Origin of the sequence: Paenibacillus thermotolerans (assembly GCF_028745515.1) — a bacterium.
Taxonomy (GTDB): Bacteria; Bacillota; Bacilli; order Paenibacillales; family YIM-B00363; genus Paenibacillus_AE; species Paenibacillus_AE thermotolerans.
In genome coordinates, this window is sequence record NZ_JAQZSG010000014.1 from 96,631 (window position 1) to 116,446 (window position 19,816).

Annotated in this window: 16 protein-coding genes; 5 read left to right on the top strand and 11 right to left on the bottom strand. The window is 54.0% G+C overall.

All coding sequences use genetic code 11. The features are described 5' to 3' along the window. Positions 1-65 precede the first annotated feature (65 nt). The 5 genes from PT964_RS13695 to PT964_RS13715 form a co-directional block, all read right to left on the bottom strand. Positions 66-1,586, bottom strand: a complete 1,521-nt coding sequence (locus PT964_RS13695) for a response regulator transcription factor (protein ID WP_274363920.1) — start codon at positions 1,584-1,586, stop codon at positions 66-68. Then, complete coding sequence (locus PT964_RS13700; RefSeq protein ID WP_274363921.1) at positions 1,579-3,402, bottom strand: sensor histidine kinase; 1,824 nt, start codon at positions 3,400-3,402, stop codon at positions 1,579-1,581. The genes PT964_RS13695 and PT964_RS13700 overlap by 8 nt, the downstream gene beginning before the upstream one ends. Before the next feature lie 99 nt (positions 3,403-3,501). Next, positions 3,502-4,434 (bottom strand): YutD-like domain-containing protein, encoded by a 933-nt coding sequence (locus PT964_RS13705; RefSeq protein WP_274363922.1) that lies wholly within the window; start codon positions 4,432-4,434, stop codon positions 3,502-3,504. 3 nt (positions 4,435-4,437) lie between these two features. Then, positions 4,438-5,319 carry a lipoyl synthase gene (gene lipA / locus PT964_RS13710; protein WP_274363923.1) on the bottom strand — a complete coding sequence of 294 codons (882 nt, stop codon included), beginning with the start codon at positions 5,317-5,319 and terminating at the stop codon, positions 4,438-4,440. Positions 5,320-5,467: 148 nt separating this feature from the next. Further along, entirely contained in the window at positions 5,468-6,556 is a 1,089-nt protein-coding gene (locus tag PT964_RS13715; protein ID WP_274363924.1) for a YheC/YheD family endospore coat-associated protein, read from the bottom strand. Between the two features lie 166 nt (positions 6,557-6,722). On the opposite strand from PT964_RS13715, the gene larE reads away from it, so the two are divergent. Genes larE through larC form a run of 3 tightly spaced genes read left to right on the top strand, consistent with a single transcriptional unit; the run spans position 6,723 to position 9,473 of the window. Beyond that, positions 6,723-7,565, top strand: coding sequence for an ATP-dependent sacrificial sulfur transferase LarE (gene larE, locus PT964_RS13720; protein WP_274363925.1), 843 nt, complete (start codon positions 6,723-6,725; stop codon positions 7,563-7,565). Continuing rightward, the gene (larB, locus tag PT964_RS13725) at positions 7,562-8,326 is read left to right on the top strand and encodes a nickel pincer cofactor biosynthesis protein LarB (RefSeq protein WP_274363926.1); all 765 of its coding nucleotides are present in this window, start codon (positions 7,562-7,564) and stop codon (positions 8,324-8,326) included. The genes larE and larB overlap by 4 nt, the downstream gene beginning before the upstream one ends. Positions 8,327-8,333: 7 nt before the next feature. Then, positions 8,334-9,473: a nickel pincer cofactor biosynthesis protein LarC gene (gene larC / locus PT964_RS13730; RefSeq protein WP_274363927.1), complete on the top strand. Its 1,140-nt coding sequence runs from the start codon at positions 8,334-8,336 to the stop codon at positions 9,471-9,473. A gap of 181 nt (positions 9,474-9,654) precedes the next feature. Here the strand turns inward: larC and larC2 are convergent, their stop codons facing one another. Further along, complete coding sequence (gene larC2, locus PT964_RS13735; protein WP_337995033.1) at positions 9,655-10,146, bottom strand: nickel pincer cofactor biosynthesis protein LarC2; 492 nt, start codon at positions 10,144-10,146, stop codon at positions 9,655-9,657. Positions 10,147-10,258: 112 nt separating this feature from the next. On the opposite strand from larC2, the gene PT964_RS13740 reads away from it, so the two are divergent. Then, positions 10,259-11,320, top strand: coding sequence for a M23 family metallopeptidase (locus PT964_RS13740; protein ID WP_425262722.1), 1,062 nt, complete (start codon positions 10,259-10,261; stop codon positions 11,318-11,320). A gap of 19 nt (positions 11,321-11,339) precedes the next feature. Here the strand turns inward: PT964_RS13740 and yunB are convergent, their stop codons facing one another. The 3 genes from yunB to PT964_RS13755 all read right to left on the bottom strand — a co-directional run bounded on the left by yunB (position 11,340) and on the right by PT964_RS13755 (position 13,768). After that, positions 11,340-12,125: a sporulation protein YunB gene (yunB, locus tag PT964_RS13745; protein ID WP_274363929.1), complete on the bottom strand. Its 786-nt coding sequence runs from the start codon at positions 12,123-12,125 to the stop codon at positions 11,340-11,342. A gap of 141 nt (positions 12,126-12,266) precedes the next feature. Further along, the gene (locus PT964_RS13750; protein ID WP_274363939.1) at positions 12,267-13,085 is read right to left on the bottom strand and encodes a 1,4-dihydroxy-6-naphtoate synthase; all 819 of its coding nucleotides are present in this window, start codon (positions 13,083-13,085) and stop codon (positions 12,267-12,269) included. Positions 13,086-13,087: 2 nt separating this feature from the next. Continuing rightward, on the bottom strand, positions 13,088-13,768 hold the full coding sequence (locus tag PT964_RS13755; RefSeq protein ID WP_274363930.1) for a futalosine hydrolase: 681 nt from the start codon (positions 13,766-13,768) through the stop codon (positions 13,088-13,090). Positions 13,769-13,949: 181 nt separating this feature from the next. Here PT964_RS13755 and PT964_RS13760 point away from each other — a divergent pair, with 181 nt between their 5' ends. Beyond that, on the top strand, positions 13,950-15,530 hold the full coding sequence (locus PT964_RS13760) for a sensor domain-containing diguanylate cyclase (protein WP_274363931.1): 1,581 nt from the start codon (positions 13,950-13,952) through the stop codon (positions 15,528-15,530). A gap of 116 nt (positions 15,531-15,646) precedes the next feature. On the opposite strand, the gene PT964_RS13765 is transcribed toward PT964_RS13760, so the two are convergent. After that, positions 15,647-16,936, bottom strand: a complete 1,290-nt coding sequence (locus tag PT964_RS13765; RefSeq protein WP_274363932.1) for an MFS transporter — start codon at positions 16,934-16,936, stop codon at positions 15,647-15,649. A 93-nt stretch (positions 16,937-17,029) separates the two neighbouring features. Continuing rightward, positions 17,030-19,627, bottom strand: a complete 2,598-nt coding sequence (gene ppsA, locus PT964_RS13770) for a phosphoenolpyruvate synthase (protein WP_274363933.1) — start codon at positions 19,625-19,627, stop codon at positions 17,030-17,032. Between the last annotated feature and the right edge of the window lie 189 nt (positions 19,628-19,816).

Below are 19,816 nucleotides of genomic sequence, written 5' to 3' on the forward strand. Positions count from 1 at the left end.
CATTTTCAAATAGGCGACAAACTAAAGGTTTACTGTTCAAAATAAAGAAAGAAACCGCTTCAGAATCAAAGCAGCTCCTTGTATTCGGTCGGGGACACCCCGACATGCTTCTTAAATTGTTTATAAAAGTAACCGGGTTCCCAGTAGCCGACCTTCCTCGCGATTTCATGCACCTTCTCGTGCGATTCCTTCAGCATTTGCTTGGCCTTCTCGATCCGATACCGGTTTATATATTCCGTGAACGTTTCGTGCGTTTCCTTCTGAAACAGCTGGCCTAAATAATTCGGGTGAATGTGAAATTGCTTCCCGAACGCCTTCAGCGACAGCGGCTCCGAATAGCTTTCGTGAATTTGCTTCAATATTTGTTGAATGACCGGACTTTTTACGTCCCGGTTCAAGCTGTCTACGGTTACCGACGCGGCTTCCTTCGCAATCTCGGCCAAACGCTCTACGGTAGAAGCCTCGAATACGTTCTCGATGTCATCCTTGAACAAATCCGGAAGGTCGTCATGCTTCATCTCCTTCAGCTCCAGCTTAAAACGGATCAGAAGCTCGATCGCAAAGCTTTGCAGCCGTTCGGGGGTCGTACCTTCCGATTGCTGGAGGCGAACAAAATCTTCGCCGATCCGCTCCAGCAGCTTGTCCTTCTCCTTGGCGAGCAGCAGCTGCGAATAGTCGTTCCATTCGATGGAGAAGCGGGGACCGGTCTCCTCACGATGAACGGCAAGCTCCGCAAAGTCGAGCAGCGCATCCTTATCGTAAAGCAAAAAATATTCCTGCGCTTTTTTGGCATTCGCATAGCTTTCCGCCGCACACTCCTTCAAAGGCTCGACGCTGCCGAGCGATACGCGGGCTCCCGCCGTTGTTGGAAAATGAGCCTTAAGCCGGGTTAACGTCTCTACCGCCTTCCGTTTCCCTTCCTCCGGTTCATCGAACAGAAACAATAGGACAAGGTCTTCATCGTGATCGGCGAACGGGACCGTCCCCGCCTGTTGCTTGCAGAAATCGACCGCTGTATCGTACACCTCGCGGAACTCCCGCTCGGTCCGAACGACCGCCGCAAGGATGTACGCATGATTAAGCTCAATGCCCAGCAGCTCCGCGCGTTCGGACAGCTCGTTCGGCGAAATGCGCCCCTTCAGCCACCGGTGCAAAATATTATCCTTTAAGATGTTGATGTCATACCATCCGGCGGATTTGGTCTCCTTCTCGTCATCAAGCTTTTCGACCGTGTTTGCGAGCGTGGCGCCAAGTTCTTCCAGATTAATCGGCTTCAGCAAGTAGTTTTCGATGCCGAGCGTCAAGCCCTCTTTGATGTAATCGAATTCGTTAAACCCGCTCAGTATGATACATTTCATGCCCGGGCGAAGCTCGCGGACGCTGCGGATGAGCTGCAATCCGTTCATGACCGGCATGGAAATATCCGTAATGAGGATGTCCGCCGGCGTTTCCCGCAGCGCTTCCAGCGCTTTCTCGCCGTTCGAGGCATGACCGACGATTTCCAGCCCCAGCGTCGGCCAGTCCACCACATCGTAAAGGCCCTCAATGATAAAAGGCTCGTCATCCACAAGAAACACTCTATACATCGAGCGATTCTTCCCCTTTCTCCGACGGAATCGTGACCGTCACAATCGTGCCGGAGCCGAGCTCGCTCCGAATATCGAGCTCGGCTCCGCTGCCGTAAAATAACCGCAGCCTGTCGTATACGCTTCTTAGTCCGAACGACGATTCGCCGGAATCCGAAACGAGTAAGGAACGGCGGATTTCCTCCAACCGGTCGGGAGCGATCCCGGAGCCGTTGTCCCGAAATTCCGTAACGATCGTGCCGTCAACCAGCCTCGACTGAATATGGAGGAAGTTATCGTTGCGGTCCGGTTCGATTCCGTGGACAATGTAATTTTCCGCAATCGGCTGAAGCGACATGCTGATAATGTCTTTGGAAGCGAGCTGCGGTTCCCATTCGATGGTGTAGGTAAATTTATTTTTGTACCGGATGCGGAACAGCTCCAAATACAACCGGCAGCTCTCCATCTCGTCCTTGAAGGAATGCACCGTTTGCTGCCGGACCATGTGCTTAAACAGCAGCGCCAAGCTGTAAATCATCTCCCCGACGTCCGTCGCACCTTGGGACAAAGCTCTCATGCGTATGACTTCCAGCGTATTATAAAGAAAATGCGGGTTTACTTTCGTTTGAATGGCGGCTAGCTCGGCGCGCCTTTGGTTGATTTCCGCTTTATAAACCCGGTCTATATAGCGGGAAAGCTCGTCCAGCATTTTGTTGAAGCTTTTGGATATTTGGCCGAGCTCGTCATCCTTATCCTCATGAATGCGGAGCTTCAAATTTCCGGTTTCGACCTGCCGCATCAGACGTATGATTCCGTTCGTTCTTTTGGCGAAATTCACGATGAACGCTGCAGGAATCACGATCGTAACGATACTGCAGACGGCGGCGATCATTACGATCCTGTTTCTGAGTCCCGCATAGGCAGCCTCGACCTCGCGCTTCGGCGCGATCCCCGCCACATGATAGCCTCCGGCGTTGCCGGTTAGTGTTGTGATGTACGATTCCTGTTCCATCATTGCCGTGTGGTTGGAGACATTGATTTGGTCCCTAAACGGATATTTCGTTCCGTAATATCGGCCAGACGAATCGTAAATCACCTCGCCTTCCGGACCGAGCGCCAAAATGTAGCCCTTCAACTCATTTTGAAAGTTATTTAAGACATTATCGATCGAACGGGTGTTGAACATGATCATCATCGTTCCGATATTTTGCAGCGTGTTCATGTCATTAATGCGGCCGGACACCGCGAACAGCCTCGTTTCGGATAAACCCGCCGCCCGGCGAATCCATATGTTGGCGGCCGATACGCGCTGCCCTTCCATGGTCATTACATCCGGGACGAAGGAATGGGCCGCGTTCGCCGGAATGAACCGGGTGACGCCGTTATACCGGTACACCGCATATAAGTATTGCATTTCGGTACTGTACAGCAATATGCTCTCGATATCCGGATCGTCCTGCAGCTTGTTTCGAACAAAATCCAATGTGTTGGGGGAAACGTATACATCGCTCTCATAGGTATGGTTCAGCCGGTGCTCGACATATTCCGGATAGCTGTTGCGCAAAAATAACAAAACGTCGTACGACAGCGCATCGTTCCGGTAAATCTCAAGCAGCGAGGACTGGACGAATTCGTACTTCCCCGCAATCATGCGGTTTACGGTCTCCATCGCCTTCATCTGCTTGTCCAGCTCTCCTCTTACAACGGATTGGGACATAAAATAAAACATAAAATAGGAGAGCGAAATGATGCTTACGTTCGTAATGACGACAAACACCGCGATGAGCTTCACATACAGTTTACTGCGAAGCGCCCCCCGAAACCGAAATGCCGGCATGTCTTTACCCCCCACTTTATTTTCTCCATAAAAAAGAAAAACCCGCATAGGGGCTTTGCGCGGATCAAACCGGCAAGCTCATGCGGGCATACGACAAATTTACTCCGGATTGCGCGTGTGCGGCTGCTGCACATGATGATTCCGGCCGCGCTGCGCCGGACGCTCCGCTCCTTCATGCTGGCGGTTGCGGCCGTCGGGCCGGGCTCCGCCTTCCGCGCGAGGCGCACCGCCCGCATGCTTCGGGCCGCCGCCGCGCTGCTGGCCGCGTCCGCCATGCGCCTGCTTGGGGCCCTTCGGGTGAAAGCGGCGCCCTTCCCCGCGCTGGCCTTTATCAACGGTCCGCTCGACGCCGTCGACGCCTTGGGCAAAGCCGCGTTCGCCGCGATTGGTAGCTCCGCCTGCCTGGCCTTGCCGCCCTTTGCCGCCCTGCTGCCCGCCGTGAACGCGCACAGCGTCTTCGCGGCTGCGCGGCTCAAACCCGCCGCCGGGCTTCTTCGCGCCGGCGGCGGGATCGGCTTCGCCCTGCGCCTCTTTGCGCTCGGCTGCGGCCCGCCCGGGACTCCGGACGGGGGATTGATGCTCTCGCCAAGAATACGGCCGCCGGTCGCTGAACGGGTGTCCGCCGGCAATCAGGCTCGGAGCGCTTTTCGCCTCGGCCGGCGTTTCCGGCTCCGCCTCGTGCTCCGCACCGTCCGCTGCGGCAGGTTGTCCCGCGCCGGCATGCTCGTGCTCCTCGCCGTGCGCGTGCGCGCCGCTCTTGGCGTTCACACGCTCCAGCACGAAATATGCGCAGCCGAAGTTGCAGTATTCCTGCAAATAATCCTGCAATCCGCTCACCGACGTTTCTTTATTCGCCTTCGGGCTGCCCTCCCGGAAAAAACCTTTGAGACGCAGCTGATTGTATCCCCAGTCGCCGACAATATAATCATACCGGTCCAGCACTTCGCTGTATCGTTCCTTGAACGCATCCGGATTCCAAGCGTTTTTGTGCTCCTTAATGAGCTCATACGTTTTTCCACCGACAAAAATCAAGCTCTAATTCCCCCTTGCGGACTCCACCTGCTCATGCGCATGGTACGAGCTTCGAACGAGCGGCCCCGACTCCACGTGTGCAAACCCGCGTTTCAAGCCTTCTTCCTTCAAAGCAAGGAATTCGTCCGGCGTATAATATTTTTCAACATATAAATGCTGCTTGGTCGGCTGCAAATATTGGCCGATCGTCATAATATCGCAATCGACGGAACGAAGGTCGTCCATCGTCGCAACGATTTCTTCGTACGTCTCTCCAACGCCGATCATGACGGACGATTTCGTCCGTATGCCCGGCGCATACGTCTTGGACCGTTTCAGCAGCTCAAGCGAACGTCGGTACTTTGCCTTCGAACGGACCCGGTCGGACAATCGCTCCACCGTTTCCACATTGTGATTCAAAATGTCCGGCCCCGCGTCAAGCACCGTGTACAGCGATTGCTCCCGGCCTTGAAAATCGGGAATGAGCACCTCGACGCCGCACATCGGCAACCGCTTACGGATCGCGCGGATCGTCTCCGCGAAGATCGAAGCTCCGCCGTCGCTAAGGTCGTCCCTTGCCACGGAAGTTACGACGCAATGCCGAAGTCCCATCTGCTCCGCCGCCTCCGCTACGCGTTCCGGCTCCGCCAGGTCAAGCTCCGTCGGCAATCCCGTCTTCACGGCGCAAAATCGGCACGCGCGGGTGCAAATATCACCGAGAATCATGAACGTTGCCGTCCGGTTCGCCCAGCATTCATGGATGTTCGGGCATTTGGCCTCCTCGCACACCGTATGCAGCGTCTTGGAGCGCATCATATTTTTAATATCTTTAAAATTTTCGAATTTCTCTCCCGAAATGAGGTCGATTTTAAGCCACTCCGGTTTACGCATGATCGTTTTGGCCATTGTGACAGTCCCATCCTTTCACAAACGATTCGCTACAATCCGGAACATTTCCTTCTTCCGTATTTATTTCATCATTATAATGTAGTGCGGGAGTTATGTAAAAAGCTTTGAAAGCCGCCGGGTTCGCCCGGCGGCTCTTAAGTACGATTTATCGTTGCAGCCCCCTCGTTCGAATTAAATACTTTGCATATTGAATGGGCTTGCGGAGCGATTCCAGATAAAGGGCGGCCTCCTTCGATTTGATAAATACTTTATGGCCCGGTTTCGGATTCGCTTCAATCAACCATACGTCCCCCTTGGTGTCTACCCCCACATCCAAACCGAATTCAATCATCGACCCGAACCTCTGCTCGATCACTTCCATCAGCCGGAACGAGAGCCTGTTGCATTCTTGCTCGATCTCCTTCGCTTTTTTCGCTCCGAAACGCCGCGTCATAAAATCTTTAAACCGCAAAACATAACCGTCCGCATGAAGAATATTGGTTGTAGGGCTGTTTTTTGCGCTCACTCTCAATACTTTTCCCGTTACGCCCCATTCTCCGTTGCCGTCCTTTTGCACCAATATTCGCGCATCGATCGAACGGCCGGGCAACAGCTCCAAATCCAAACCTTGCTGCACAATAAAATTGCCCGTTCGGATTTGCTCGGACTGCACCCACTGACTCAGACGATGCAGAACGGCTTCCTTCGATTTGCATTTCGCGGTTACGATTTTTCCGGATTTCGCTCGGCCTTGAAAAAGATACCCGGCAGGCAGCCGCCTTATTTTAACGACGCTTCGACCTCCGGTTCCGTTACCAGGCTTTACATATACAATGGGGTGCTTTTCGAGCATGCCGCTTACGTGGGAAGGCGTGTAAACATAAGTTTCGGGTATCCATTTTTTTACCGCTTCGGAAGCGGTGAACAATTTCATAGCTTTCCATTTATACGTAAATTTGTGATTTGCATACTCGAACAAATCCGTCCGTCGGCGCATATCCCGAAACGGCTTTATGAGCACGCGGCAAAAGTCGATAACAATGTCCGGCCATGGGCAAAGCTTTCCATGCCATTTTCCATTGGCGCTCCGGACAAACCCTCTTATTTTTCTTGCATCTTCGATAATATCGAGGTATGAAAACGCGTACACGATTGCGCCTAATTTGTTGCCTTCGTGAATAAGATCGCTTAAAAATTGGGAATTTGTGAAGGTGCCTCCTTTTCTGTATGCCAGGATTCCGATCACGGGTTTCACGGGCCAAGCCTCCGATCATAGTCATTTGCCACAATTTACGCAGTTTCGCAGCATTCGGGCACGGCGATTGCATTATTTGCTTCTGCGATTAGGGCTTCGACAGACGCCGCTCTTATGCTATCATGAAGAGAAAACTGCCTGGGAAAAGGCGAAAGGGGAAACCGCCGTGGAACGCCAATTGACATTGGAAGAAAAGGATGCTCGTCTGGGGGACATTTTGCGCGGAATGGGCCGTGTGCTGGTTGCATTCTCAGGTGGGGTCGACAGCACCTTCGTTTTAAAGCGTGCTTATCAAGAGCTTGGCGACCGCTGCACCGCCGTGACGGCCGCCTCGGAAACGTTCCCCTCCAGGGAATTCGACGCCGCTGTTCAGCTTGCGGAGCAGATGGGCGTCCGGCTGCTTAAAACCGAAGTGTCGGAGCTCGACAACGCCGACTTTGTCGCAAACAACCCGGACCGGTGCTACCATTGCAAAACCGGCCTATACTCCCATTTGAAGCGGATTACCGCGGAGCAGGGCTACGATTTCATATTGGACGGATCGAATATGGACGACCTCGGAGATTATCGCCCGGGGCTCGCCGCAAAGACGGAGCAAGGCGTGCGAAGTCCGCTGCAGGAGGCGGGGCTGACGAAGGACGAAATCCGGGAGCTGTCCAAGCGCCTCGGACTGCCGACTTGGAACAAGCCGTCCTTTGCCTGCCTGTCTTCCCGTATTCCGTATGGAACCAAGATCGAAAAGCACAAGATCGACCAGCTCGACGAGGCTGAAAACTTCCTGATGAATCTCGGCTTGTGGCAGGTTCGCGTGCGCCATCACGACAAAATCGCCCGAATCGAGGTTATGCCTGAGGAAATGATGAAGGTTGTGGAGCACAGCGGCGCCATTCACGACAAATTTAAGTCGCTCGGCTTTCAATATGTGACGCTTGATTTGGCAGGCTACCGCACGGGCAGTATGAACGAGGTGCTGTCGGCCGAGGTCCGGAAGAAGGCTGTAGCCCAATGACGGACATAAAGGAGCTGCTGACCCGGGTAAGGGAGGGACTGCTGGACCCGTCCGAGGCGGAGCGGTTGATTCGTGAAGCGACGGCGTCCCCGGTCGCCGACCTCGGCTTCGCCCAGCTTGATTTGGAGCGGGAACGCCGAACCGGCTTTCCCGAAGTCATCTTCGGCGAAGGAAAGACGGCGGAGCAAATCGCGGCGATATTCCGCCGGTTTATGGAAAGCGGGGACCGGGTGCTCGCAACGAGAGTGGCGCCGGATAAGGCGGAGCAGGTGACGGCGGAGATTCCGGGCATCGCTTACCATGCGACGGCTCGAGTGCTGACGTGGTTCAAGCATCCGCTCCGGCGCGTTCAAGAAGGATATGCGGCCGTCGTTTGCGCGGGCACGTCCGACCTTCCGGTTGCGGAGGAAGCCGCGCTTACATTGGAATGCATGGGCTCGCGCGCCGAGCGCATATACGATGTCGGCGTGGCGGGCATTCACCGGTTGTTTGCGCGGCTTGAGACCATTCGCGCCGCCGACGTTATCGTCGTTGTAGCCGGTATGGAAGGCGCCTTGGCCAGCGTCGTCGGAGGCTTGGTCGACAAGCCGGTCATCGCGGTTCCGACCAGCGTAGGATACGGCGCCAGCTTTTCCGGCGTTTCCGCACTGCTGACGATGCTGAATTCCTGCGCCCCCGGCGTCTCCGTCGTCAATATCGACAACGGCTTCGGGGCAGGCTATTGTGCAGGCGTCATACATAAACAAATCGCGAAGAGGTAATAAACATATGCGAATACTGTATTTGGACTGCTTCTCCGGCATCAGCGGAGACATGACGCTCGCCTCCCTCGTCGATCTCGGCGCCGACCGGGACTACATCGAGAGCGAGCTGAAGAAGCTGAACGTAGGCGGATACGAGCTTGCCTGGCGTCGGGTGGTGAAGAAAGGGATCGCATCGCTCAAGGTCGATGTGATCGTGGACGATGAGGGGCATGGGCACGAGCACGAGCATGGGCACGAGCACGAGCATGGGCACGAGCATCATCATCACCACGATGATCACCATCATCACCACGACCACGAGCATGGGCACAACCATCATGAGCATGAGCACCACCACCATGATCACAAGCATCATCACGATGATCACCATCATCACCACGACCACGAGCATGAGCATGAGCACCACCATCATGAGCACGAGCATCATCATCATGGCGATCACCACCATCATCACGATCACGAGCATCATCATCAGGATGATCACCACCATCACCACGACCACGCTCACGATCACGGTCACGGCCATGGGCACCATCATCATCACCGCGGATACGCCGACATTGTCAAAATCATTGAAACTGCCGGCTTAAGCACGCGCGCCACAAAGCTGAGCCTCGCGATTTTCGAAAAAATCGGCGCAGCGGAATCGAAGATTCATAACATTCCGATGGACACGGTTCATTTTCATGAGGTTGGCGCAGTGGATTCCATTGTGGACATCGTCGGCGTTGCGCTGGCTATCGACAACTTGAATCCGGATAAGATCGTGTGTGCGCCGGTGCCGCTCGGATCGGGCACCGTCCGCATCGATCACGGCATTTATCCGGTACCCGCTCCGGCGACGCTGGAATTGATGCGCGGGCTTCCCATTGCGCCTTCCCAATACTCGATGGAGCTCACGACGCCAACCGGCGCGGGTATCGTTTCAGCCCTCGTAACCGAGTTTTCCGCGAGCCTTCCGCCTATGGTCGTCGAAGCGATCGGCTACGGCGCAGGGACTCGAGAACTGCCCAATCAACCGAACGTGCTCCGTTCCGTCCTCGGTTTTGCCGAAAAAACGATCGGCGTATGGCCGCTCGCCGGCGCAGAGCAAATCTGCACCCCTCATCACCGCGAAAACGAGCAGCACCATCGGGAACAGTAACACGGCATGCCCCTCGGTATAACCGAGGGGCCATTTTCATCCGCATGCGCAATGCTCCGGACGACTTTGCACCAAATGTTGGTGCTAACCCCGCCGATTACCCTCGCATCTACCCACTTAGTACCAACATTTGGTACTAACCCCGTCGTTTACCCTAGTACCTGCCGACTTTGCACCAAAGCTACTTTGCTTGCTCCCGCGCCTTCTGCTCCGCATAACACCGCCGCACTTCATCGTAAACAGCCTTAAGCGGCACGCCGTGACGCTCGGCGGCGGCGGCGCAATCGCGGTATTCCGGCGCATACTGCACCTCGGCCCCCCGGTATAAGCCGACCTTGACGTTGATCGTCCCCCACGGCGTCTCTACAGGCACGATGTTTCGCCCAAGCCGATGCACTGCCGCATCCAGCCTGCGTATGCCCAAAGTCGTCGTTTCGCGAAATATGATTTCTTCCATGCTTTCAACCGTCGACCGATCGGTCAACACATTGAGCATAACGCCGGGCCGCCCTCTTTTCATAATGATCGGCACCCAGTACACGTCGTTGGCGCCATGCGCAAACAGCAAGTCCGAAACGTACGTGGTCAGCTCCGGGTTCATATCGTCCAAATTCGCCTGCAGCAGCGTCATTCCGCCGTCTATATGCTCATCCCTATGCGCTTCCTGAAACATTCCGGGCGATTCGCTCCTTTTTTCGGGAATCAAGAAACATTTTTTAAAAATTGTGCACATTAAAAATGATACCGTATTTGAGCAAGTTCGGAAACGGAGGCGATATGCGGATATGATAAAGATAACGAAAATGATGGCGCTCATCCTGTTTGCGGCGGTCGGCATAAACACCGCAGCCCCCTCCTCCTACGCAATGTCGAAGCAACGGCTTGAGCCGCCCGCCGATGCGGCCAAAGCGGTCGAATCGGCTCGCAAATCGCTGCTTGACAAGTTCACGGAGCGAAAGGCGCTTTACGACAATATTGCAACAATAACCGGCATTCCGTGGTTTAAGCTGGCGGCAATCGACCAATACGAAAGAACGCTTAGCATCGCACATCCGAAGACGCGCCCCCTCCGCAAAGGCATCGTTTCCATCTTTATCAACGAGGTCAAATGGGTCGGCATGATGAATCCGGACCACGAGGACACGAACCCGCGCTCGATCCTCGTCTTTGACGGCTTCGGACGCGACGGAGACGGGGACGGCAAGGCGGACCGCAACAACGATGCGGACTTGCTTTACAGCGTGGCGCACTTTTTGCTGCAGTTCGGCACGTCGCCGTCGGATTTCAATATCGGGTTGTGGGAGTACTACGAAAATCCGCGCAGCGTAGAGCGAATAAATCAATTTTCCCGGATCTACGAAACGTACGGAACGCTCGATTTGCACCGCCATTCGTTCCCGCTCCCCGTCGGAAAAAATTATTCGTACAGGAGCACCTGGGGGGCCTCCCGCACCTACGGAGGCTACCGCATCCATGAAGGCACCGACCTGTTCGCGCATTACGGCATGCCGGTGCGGAGCACTTGCTACGGCGCCATCGAGGTCATGGGCTGGAACCGATACGGGGGCTGGCGCGTCGGCATTCGCGATTTAAATAACGTGTATCATTATTACGCGCACCTGTCGGGCTTCAACAAGAAATTGAAAGAAGGAGATCTCGTGGAGCCGGGCGCCGTCATCGGCTGGGTCGGCAGCTCGGGGTACGGGAAGCCGGGAACGCAAGGAAAGTTTCCTCCCCACCTGCACTATGGCCTTTATCGCGATAACGGCTTGACGGAATGGTCGTTCGACCCTTATCCCCACCTTCGTAAGTGGGAGCGCGAGGAGCGGAAACGCCGGAAAAGATAAGCGCGCAAAGAAGAGCCCGTTACTGACCTGTAACGGGCTCTTCTTCGTGCCGCTCGGACGCCGGTGCATCGTTCCCGCCGGCCGGCACTGTGATGGTCGGAGGCGACACCCCTCCGGAACCGGCGCCGGCGCCGGCTCCGCCTCGCGGACTCCCCCCGGAATTAAAATAGGTGTTCGGCACATCGCCATTGACGAGAATATAGGATATCGGAATTTCGGTCGTTACAATTTCCGGTGCCGTCGCAAACGGTATGTAAATCATTACCTCCGCCGTCACGCGAACGAAGACGGTGATCAGCAGCATGTTGATGCCCGCATCCTCCTTCTTCGTGCCCAGATCGACCTGCGGAGCGCCGGCCGCCTCGAAGCGGATCGGTATCGACGGTCCGAAGGACGACAGGATGGCGCTGTCCAGCGCTTGCCCGACCGGCACGTTCTCGACGAGATGCTTGCTGTTCCCCAGCGTATTTCTGACGATATTGACAACCTGCGACGAAATGCGCATGTGCTCCGCATAATTCAACGTTAAGCTGGCAATATCTCCGTTCTTGTTCGTTACCCAATCGACCAAATGCTCCGTGTTCGGCTCCTGCGCCACCTGATCGGCAATCGCCTGGTTGATCGCGTCGGTCGCTACCTGTCTTACCCGAATGCGCGCAACGTCCATCAGCGGCTCGCGAAGGTTTTTCTCTATAAAAATAAAGGATTGCATCGAAAAAATGAGCATAATGACCATGGACAGCAAAAAGATCGTTTTTCGGCTGAAAGGCTTTGCCGAACGGCTTCGAAATCCTCGCCTTCTCATAGTTTCCCCTCCGCCTGTACCTGGATGGTCTACTTCCCATCTATATGCGCCCAAGCAGCGAAAAAGAAGAACGGCCCCGCAAAGGATCGACTACCTTGCGTGACCGTTATTGTAAAGAAGAGCGGTTCTAACCGAAGCCGTCTAGAGCACAACCTCAGGAACGAGACCTTCCTCAGCGGCTCTTCCGAGCAGCGCGCGAACGGCTTGGTAGCCCTCTACCCCCAAATCGGCGCTGAAACGATTCACGTACAACTCGATATGCGCTTGCGCCACCTTCGGGTCCATCTCCTGCGCGTGCTGCAGCACATATTCGCGGGAAGCGTCCGGATGCGCCCACGCATATTCCACCGATGCGCGAATCCAGCTCTCGATCGGCGCAAGATCCAAGGAACGCTTGGCGATAATGGCGCCAAGCGGAATCGGCAGACCGGTATCGGCTTCCCACCAGCTGCCCATATCCGCCAGCATATGCAGCCCGTACGTCCGGTACGTAAACCGCGCCTCGTGAATGACGAGACCGGCGTCAATGCGGCCGTCGCGCACGGCAGGCATAATTTCATGAAACGGCATTACGACGATTTCGGGAAGCCCGCCCGGAATTTGCTGCGCCGCCCATAAGCGGAACAGCAAATAGGCGGTCGACCGCTCGCTGGGCACCGCTACGCGCTTGCCGGAGAGCATCGCCGGGGAAGCGTCCGCCGCCCTCGTAAGGACTAACGGGCCGCAGCCCCTCCCGAGCGCTCCGCCGCAGGGCAGCAGCGTATAGCGGTCGAGAACGTACGGCAGCGCCGCATACGAAATTTTGAGAATGTCCGGCCCGTCCGGACGAAGCGCCAAATGATTCGTAATATCGATGTCCGCGTAGGTCACGTCGAATGCGGGAGCACCCGGAACGAGACCGTGAACCAGCGCGTGAAATACGAACGTATCGTTCGGACAAGGGGAAAACGCAATGTTAATGCTCATGCTGTAAGCACCTCCGCTAATACTTTGCCTGCCGCTTCAATGGCTTCAAACGCTTCCTTCATGCGCCACGCCGACCGGTCTCGCGGGCCGACCCGATTGGAGACCGCGCGTATTTCAAGCACCGGCAGGCCGCTCAGCTGCGCGGCAATCGCAACGCCGTAGCCCTCCATCGCTTCGCCGGCCGCTCCCGGGATGCGCGAGGCTAGCTCCGCGGCGGTGGCGGCCGTTCCCGTTGCGGTCGTTACGGTCAGCACCGGTCCGACCGTTACGGGCAAGCCGGCATCGGCAAGCGCCCCGGCAACCTTGACGGCCAAAGCTTGATCGGCCTCGATTCGGCTGGAACCGAAGCCGAGCTCGTCCACGCTTTGAAATCCTTCCTGCGTCTCCACGCCCAGGTCGGCCGCGATGATCGCGTCCGCCACCACCAAGCCGCCGGGATCTGCTTTACCGCTGAAGCCTCCGCCGATTCCGACGCTGATGACGAGTCCGTATGCGCCGGAAGCCAGCTTCGCCGCCGTTCTCGCCGCCGCCGACGCAGGTCCGACTCCCGCAAGCGACACCTCGAATCGATCGTTGCCGTGAAGCCCTCTAAGGAACGCGTCTCTTTCCGCCTCGACGGCCGTCATCACGAGAATGCGTTTGGAGTCATGTATCGTATCATACAGTAGTTGCGCCACGGTTTCTTCCTCCCAAAAGGCTAGTAAAGCATGAAATCATTGTAATCGATACGCAGCGCCATTCACAAACTCGCTAACCGTATCAAACACGCAAATTTCTCTTGAAAATCATGAAGAATTCGTAAATAATCGTAGTAAATGTCGAATATAGTCGAAAATGAACCTCGGAGTGTGCAATGGAATGCCCGTTTTACCGGTAACCGATACGAAAAAGTGGAATTTAACGATGGTTTTGGCGAGTTTGGTAGCCTCTTCCGTCCTTTGTACCATGCTGATCATGCTGATCGCCACGTACCAATCCCAGAAAAGCTCTTTAACCGAAACGACCCTCTCTCTCAATTACTCCAATGCGCAAAAGTTGAGCGTCACGATAGAATCATTGTTTCAATCCATGAGAAGCAGCTTGCAGCATACGACGATGAAGCTGCCGAGGAATCTTTCGCCTATGAATTCGGAGATCCAAGCGTATCTTGAGCTCGTCCAGCAAACAAACAGCTACTTCAACTCCCTCATCTGGGTCGACGAAACCGGAATGATTCAAGGCGTTGCGCCTGCCAGCCTGGGTTTTTTGGGAAAACCGATTTCCGCTGAAAAAACGATAGAAGCGCTGAACTCCCAAAAGCCGTTCTTATCCAATCCTTACGTTAGTCCTTACAATCGGCTGATTATGCTGATGAGCGAGCCTATTTTTGACGCTAAAGGAACGTATAGAGGAATGATCGGCGGAACGATCTATCTTCAAGAAAATAATATTTTGTCCCAGATCCTCGGCAAGCATTGGTCCGATGAGTCGGAGTCGTATTTCTTTGTCGTCGATTCCAAAGGCAAGTTGGTGTATCACCCGGACCGGAGCCGATTAGGCGAGGATGTTTCTGCAAATCCGGCAGTCAGCAGCGTTCTGAAGGGAAAAAGCGGAATGGGGACCATCGTCAATACGCTTGGGATTCCAATGCTCGCGGCCTATATCCCCATTACAGCGAACGGCTGGGGAGTGATACAGCAGACGCCTGTCGAAGTCGTCAATGTGCAATTGAAGGAGCATATCAGAAAATTGATTTTGACGATGCTAATCCCTTATTTATGCTTATTGACCGCAGCGGTGCTGATCGCCCGCCGGCTGGCGCGTCCGTTCGCTGCGCTAGCCGACACGGTGAACCGGGTCTCGTCCGGACAGCATGTGACGATCCCGCAAACCGGCTCGCATTGGAACCGGGAAGCCGACCTGCTGACGAGGGCGGTTATGGTTGCGATCGATACGATGCAAAAGAGCAATGAGCAGCTCGCGCACGCCGCAACGACCGACCCGCTGACCGGTCTAACGAATCGAAGAACGGTTAACGAGCTGCTCGAGCGATGGTCGAATGACGGCCGGAAGTTCTCGTTCATTATGATGGATATCGATCATTTCAAGCAGGTGAACGATACGTTCGGCCATCAAGCCGGCGACGAAGTGCTGAAGCATATGTCGAGCATCTTAAGCGCAACGACCCGCGACCGGGATGTATGCTGCCGGTTCGGCGGCGAGGAATTTGTCGTACTGCTGCCGGATACGGACAAGCATACGGCTTATGCCATCGCCGAACGAATCCGAATATCGACTGCCGGCGCCGTTAGTCCGATCGGCAAGCCGGTAACCGTCTCGATCGGCGTTTCCGAGTTTCCCGCTCAATCCGATTCCGTCGAAGCTTTGATCAGCCTCGCCGATTCGGCGATGTATAAAGCGAAACAGGAAGGCCGAAACCGGACGTTCGTCGCTTCCTAATCGACAGCATCCTATTCATAACAAGCGAGGCTTCATTCCGTCAGATCTTGCCGACGAAATGAAGCCTCGCTTATTTGCATCATGCCATAGACCGTTCCGTTGTTGGATCGCTTTGCCTACATTGAAACATTTCTTGCTCCTTCCGCCTTTCGACTCCGGCGCGACCAAATCACGACAGGGATCAGCAGCAAGGAGAGAAGGCCTCCGGCCACCGACAGCCCCGCATAGCTCGAATTTGCCGCCACCATGCCGGAAAGCGCCCCTCCGGAAGCGCCTGCAACGGCCACGAAAACATCGATCGTACCTTGTGTTTTCGCCCGCGCGGCCGGAGCAGACGCATCAACGATGATCGCCGTGCCGCTTATTAAGCCTAGATTCCAGCCAAGCCCCAGCAGCGCGAGTGCGACGATCAGCATGAAAAGAGAATCGGCGGGTGCGGCTGCTGCGGTTACGCATGCAAGAAGAAGCACGCCGCCTGCGGCAACCGACATCGCCATGCGTCCGACCTTGTCTACCAGCATTCCGGTTACGAGGGAGGGGAGATACATCGCTCCGATATGGATGCTTATCACCAGCCCGACTTCCGCCAAACCGTGTCCGTGATGCTTCATGTGGACCGGAGTCATCGTCATAACGGCAACCATCACGATTTGCGTAAGGATCATGACCGCGGCGCCGACGATAATCCCCCGGTTGTTGGCCGGCGCTTGTTCCAAGTCCGCGGGAGCGCTTGGGCCGGATGCTTGCGATTCGCCGATCGCTTTGGCAATAACGAGCGGGTCGGGGCGAAGGAATACCGTAAATACGAAGCCGGCGCAAAGAAAAGCCGCGGAGGACAGTATAAACGGACCTGCCAGTACGGGAATTCCGAGAGAACCGGCAAAACGGCCCATAACCTCGACTAAATTCGGCCCGGCAACGGCTCCGAATGTTGTAGACACCATCGCTATGCTGACAGACGTCGCCCGCTGCTCAGGCTTTGCCAAATCCGTGCCCGCGTAGCGAGCTTGTAAATTGGTTGCCGTGCCTACACCGTAAATTAGCAGCGAAGCAAACAGAAGAACAATGCTTCCGCTTACGGCGGCGGCCACGACTCCGAGCGCCCCGATTCCGCCCGTTAAAAAACCGGATGCGAGCCCCGGACGCCGCCCGAACCGTTGAGAGAGTCTTCCGACAGCATATGCTCCTACAGCGGAACCCAGCGTGATTAATGCAGAAGGAACGCCCGCCAAGCTGTCCGTTCCCAGCATTTGTTGGGCTAGAAGCGCTCCGACGGTTACGCCCGACGCAAGTCCGGCGCCGCCGAAAATTTGCGATATGACTACGATCAGCAATGTCCTTTTATAAAGCCGTTCCAGCTTGCTCGGGGAATCAGCGATTCCTTCGAGTTCCAGTACAGTCGTCATTGCCCGGCCCCCCTCCGATTACATAATGATTACGATTTCTGTTTTCACCATTATGTTTAGGAAACGAGATCGCGTCAACAACATGTTCTGCAATTACAATATTTCGACATACCCTTCTGTTCCATGGATGCGAATTCGTTGCCCGTCCTTTATCCGTTTGGTAGCATTCTCCACTCCGACAACTGCCGGCAAGCCGTATTCGCGTGCGATAACTGCTCCATGGGTCATCAGTCCGCCGACTTCGGTGACCAGCCCTTTAATGGATACAAACAAGGGTGTCCAGCTAGGGTCAGTAAAGGAGGTGACCAATATATCTCCATCTTCAAGATCGGCATCTTCCATGTGTAAGATGACACGCGCTCGTCCCTCTGCTACTCCGGAGGAAACAGGCAGACCTGCAATTGCTCCGGCCGGGAGCTTTTCTCGTTTGTACTCGCCTGTAACGATTTCGCCGTCAGACGTGATAACACGCGGCGGAGTGAGTTTTTCATATAATTTGTACTCCTCTTTTCGTTTGCGGACGATCTCGTAATCCAGTTTATTCGTGCGTACGGCTTCGTGAAGTTCTTCAAAAGTGAGATAGTATATATCTTCTTTATCATGAATTACACCCGCTTGTACGAGTGGTTCGGCTTCTTTCAGTAAAGCCTGCTTATAAACGAAGTACCGGTTAACCATGCCGTATTTTGGATATTCCCTAAACCCGATGAAATTCCGGACCAGGTCGATCATTCGTTTTGTTTCTTCGGCTTTTTGTTCGCCATCCGGTAATTGCTTCAATCGATCTAATAATTCTTGTTCTTTTTTCAACGCTTCCTGCCGCCCTTGCTCAAACTTTCGACGGCTGGCATTCGGCTCAAAATTTTTGATGTTATTGAGAATTAGGGGGACAAGCGTTGTTGGCTTTTCGCTCCATCGAGTTCTAGTAATATCGATTTCTCCGGCACATCGCATTCCGTATTTGTTGAGATAAGCATGGATCGCGTCACGGGCTTCCTTTCCGCCGTCAAACGTAACCAGTGCATCCAAAAAGTTATCATCTTTTACATGTTGTAAATATTCAATTACTTCCGGATAAGGACGAATTGCATCGGCGACATCCATTAGCGCCAAACCCATTTCCGAAGTAATGTTGTTGGGTACGGACTGAGATAGCGGATCTGCTGCGTTTTTTTCACCCAACCACTCGTTCATGTGTTCATTGATCCATGTTGAAGCGTTCATAGCAGCCATAAATACGGCTGAACTTTGCGGGTCAAATAAAATCTTCTTTAACTGCCGGATATCTTCTAAAATATAATCAAATAAATCGGAGCCTGATTTCGTTCGGATATTTCGTTTTAACTCCTCGACCGATAATTGATTCCTCATCATCAATTCAGAAACGATTGCCGGATCGATTTCGATTTGCGGCCTATCTGTATTAATTCTACTGGGACTCTTTACTTGCTTATCATCCGGCAGCGATGTAATAAAATCTCCACGCTCAATGATGTTCATAAGTGCGTCTTTGAGGAGCGGATCGTGTTGACCCATCGCATGTAATAAATTGTTTCTGCTGACGGGCGAAGCCAGTTGATGGGTGACATCAACAAACAGCCTACCGCCAGCTTTACGCATAGGTGCATTAGTCGTTAACAGGAAAAAAGACAATCCCAATGGTTTCATGGGATCGGTCATCATTTGCTGGTGACCGACAGATACGTAAACGTGATTTTCTTCATCATTCGCTTCGGGGATCGGGTATAAAGTCGTGATCGGCCGACTCTGGACGATATAAAATGTTCCGTCAGCCAAGCACCATTCGATATCTTGCGGCCGGCCGAAATAAGCTTCGATCTGTCTTCCGATGCGTGCTAATTGTAAAATTTGTTCGTCGGTAAGCGTTTGAGCTTGTTGCTGATCGGGATCAATCTGCTTTGTCTCTGTTCCGCCTTCTTTTCGTCCGTAGATAGCCAGTTTTTTGGCTGGGATCCTCTTCTCGACGATTTGCTCTCCTTGCACTTTATAACCATCGGCAGATACGAGGCCGGAGACCAGCGCTTCTCCAAGTCCAAAGCCGGCGTCGATGGATAGGAGCTTCCGATTGAAGGTAATCGGATCGGCGGTAAATAAAATTCCCGAAGCCTGGGGGAAAACCATCCTTTGCACGAGAACGGATATATAAACTTGGCTGTGGTCATATCCGTTTTGCATCCGGTAAATGATCGCGCGATCCGTAAAAAGGGAAGCCCAGCATTTGCGGATGTGCTGCATGATCGCTTCTTTGCCGATGATATTTAAATAGGTGTCTTGTAAACCGGCAAAAGAGGCATGCGGTAAATCTTCAGCAGTCGCACTGGAACGCACCGCATAAGCATGCTCCTCGCCAAACCGGGAGAGATATCGGTCAACTGCTTCCGCAACATCGGAAGGAATTTCAACTTCCGTAACGGTTTGTCGAAGCTTCCTGCCGATTTCGCTGATTTGATCTCGATCTTCTGCTTTTAGCATGGTTAGCCGATTCAACAAAGCACGGTACGCTTCGTTTTGTTCGATGGCTTTTTGATACCCGGCCGTTGTAACACAAAATCCTTCCGGCACTTGTATTCCGTGAATTTTTGATAATTCCCCTACATGTAACCCTTTTCCGCCAACGAGCAAAAGCTGCGTTTTTTCGATTTCCTGGAAGCCGAGAACCAACGAACTCATTCAAAATCTCTCCTAACCATTAAATTGAGAAAAACATTTGACAAGAGTTTACCGGCGTGTTACAATATGAATATAAGATGGGATATTTATTGTTTAAAATCAAAAACAGTTGTGCTCTGATTATATCATCGCGTCTGTTTATGTGCAATCGAGTAGATAGGGGCGGCTAGCCCCTGACCTCTCACACCA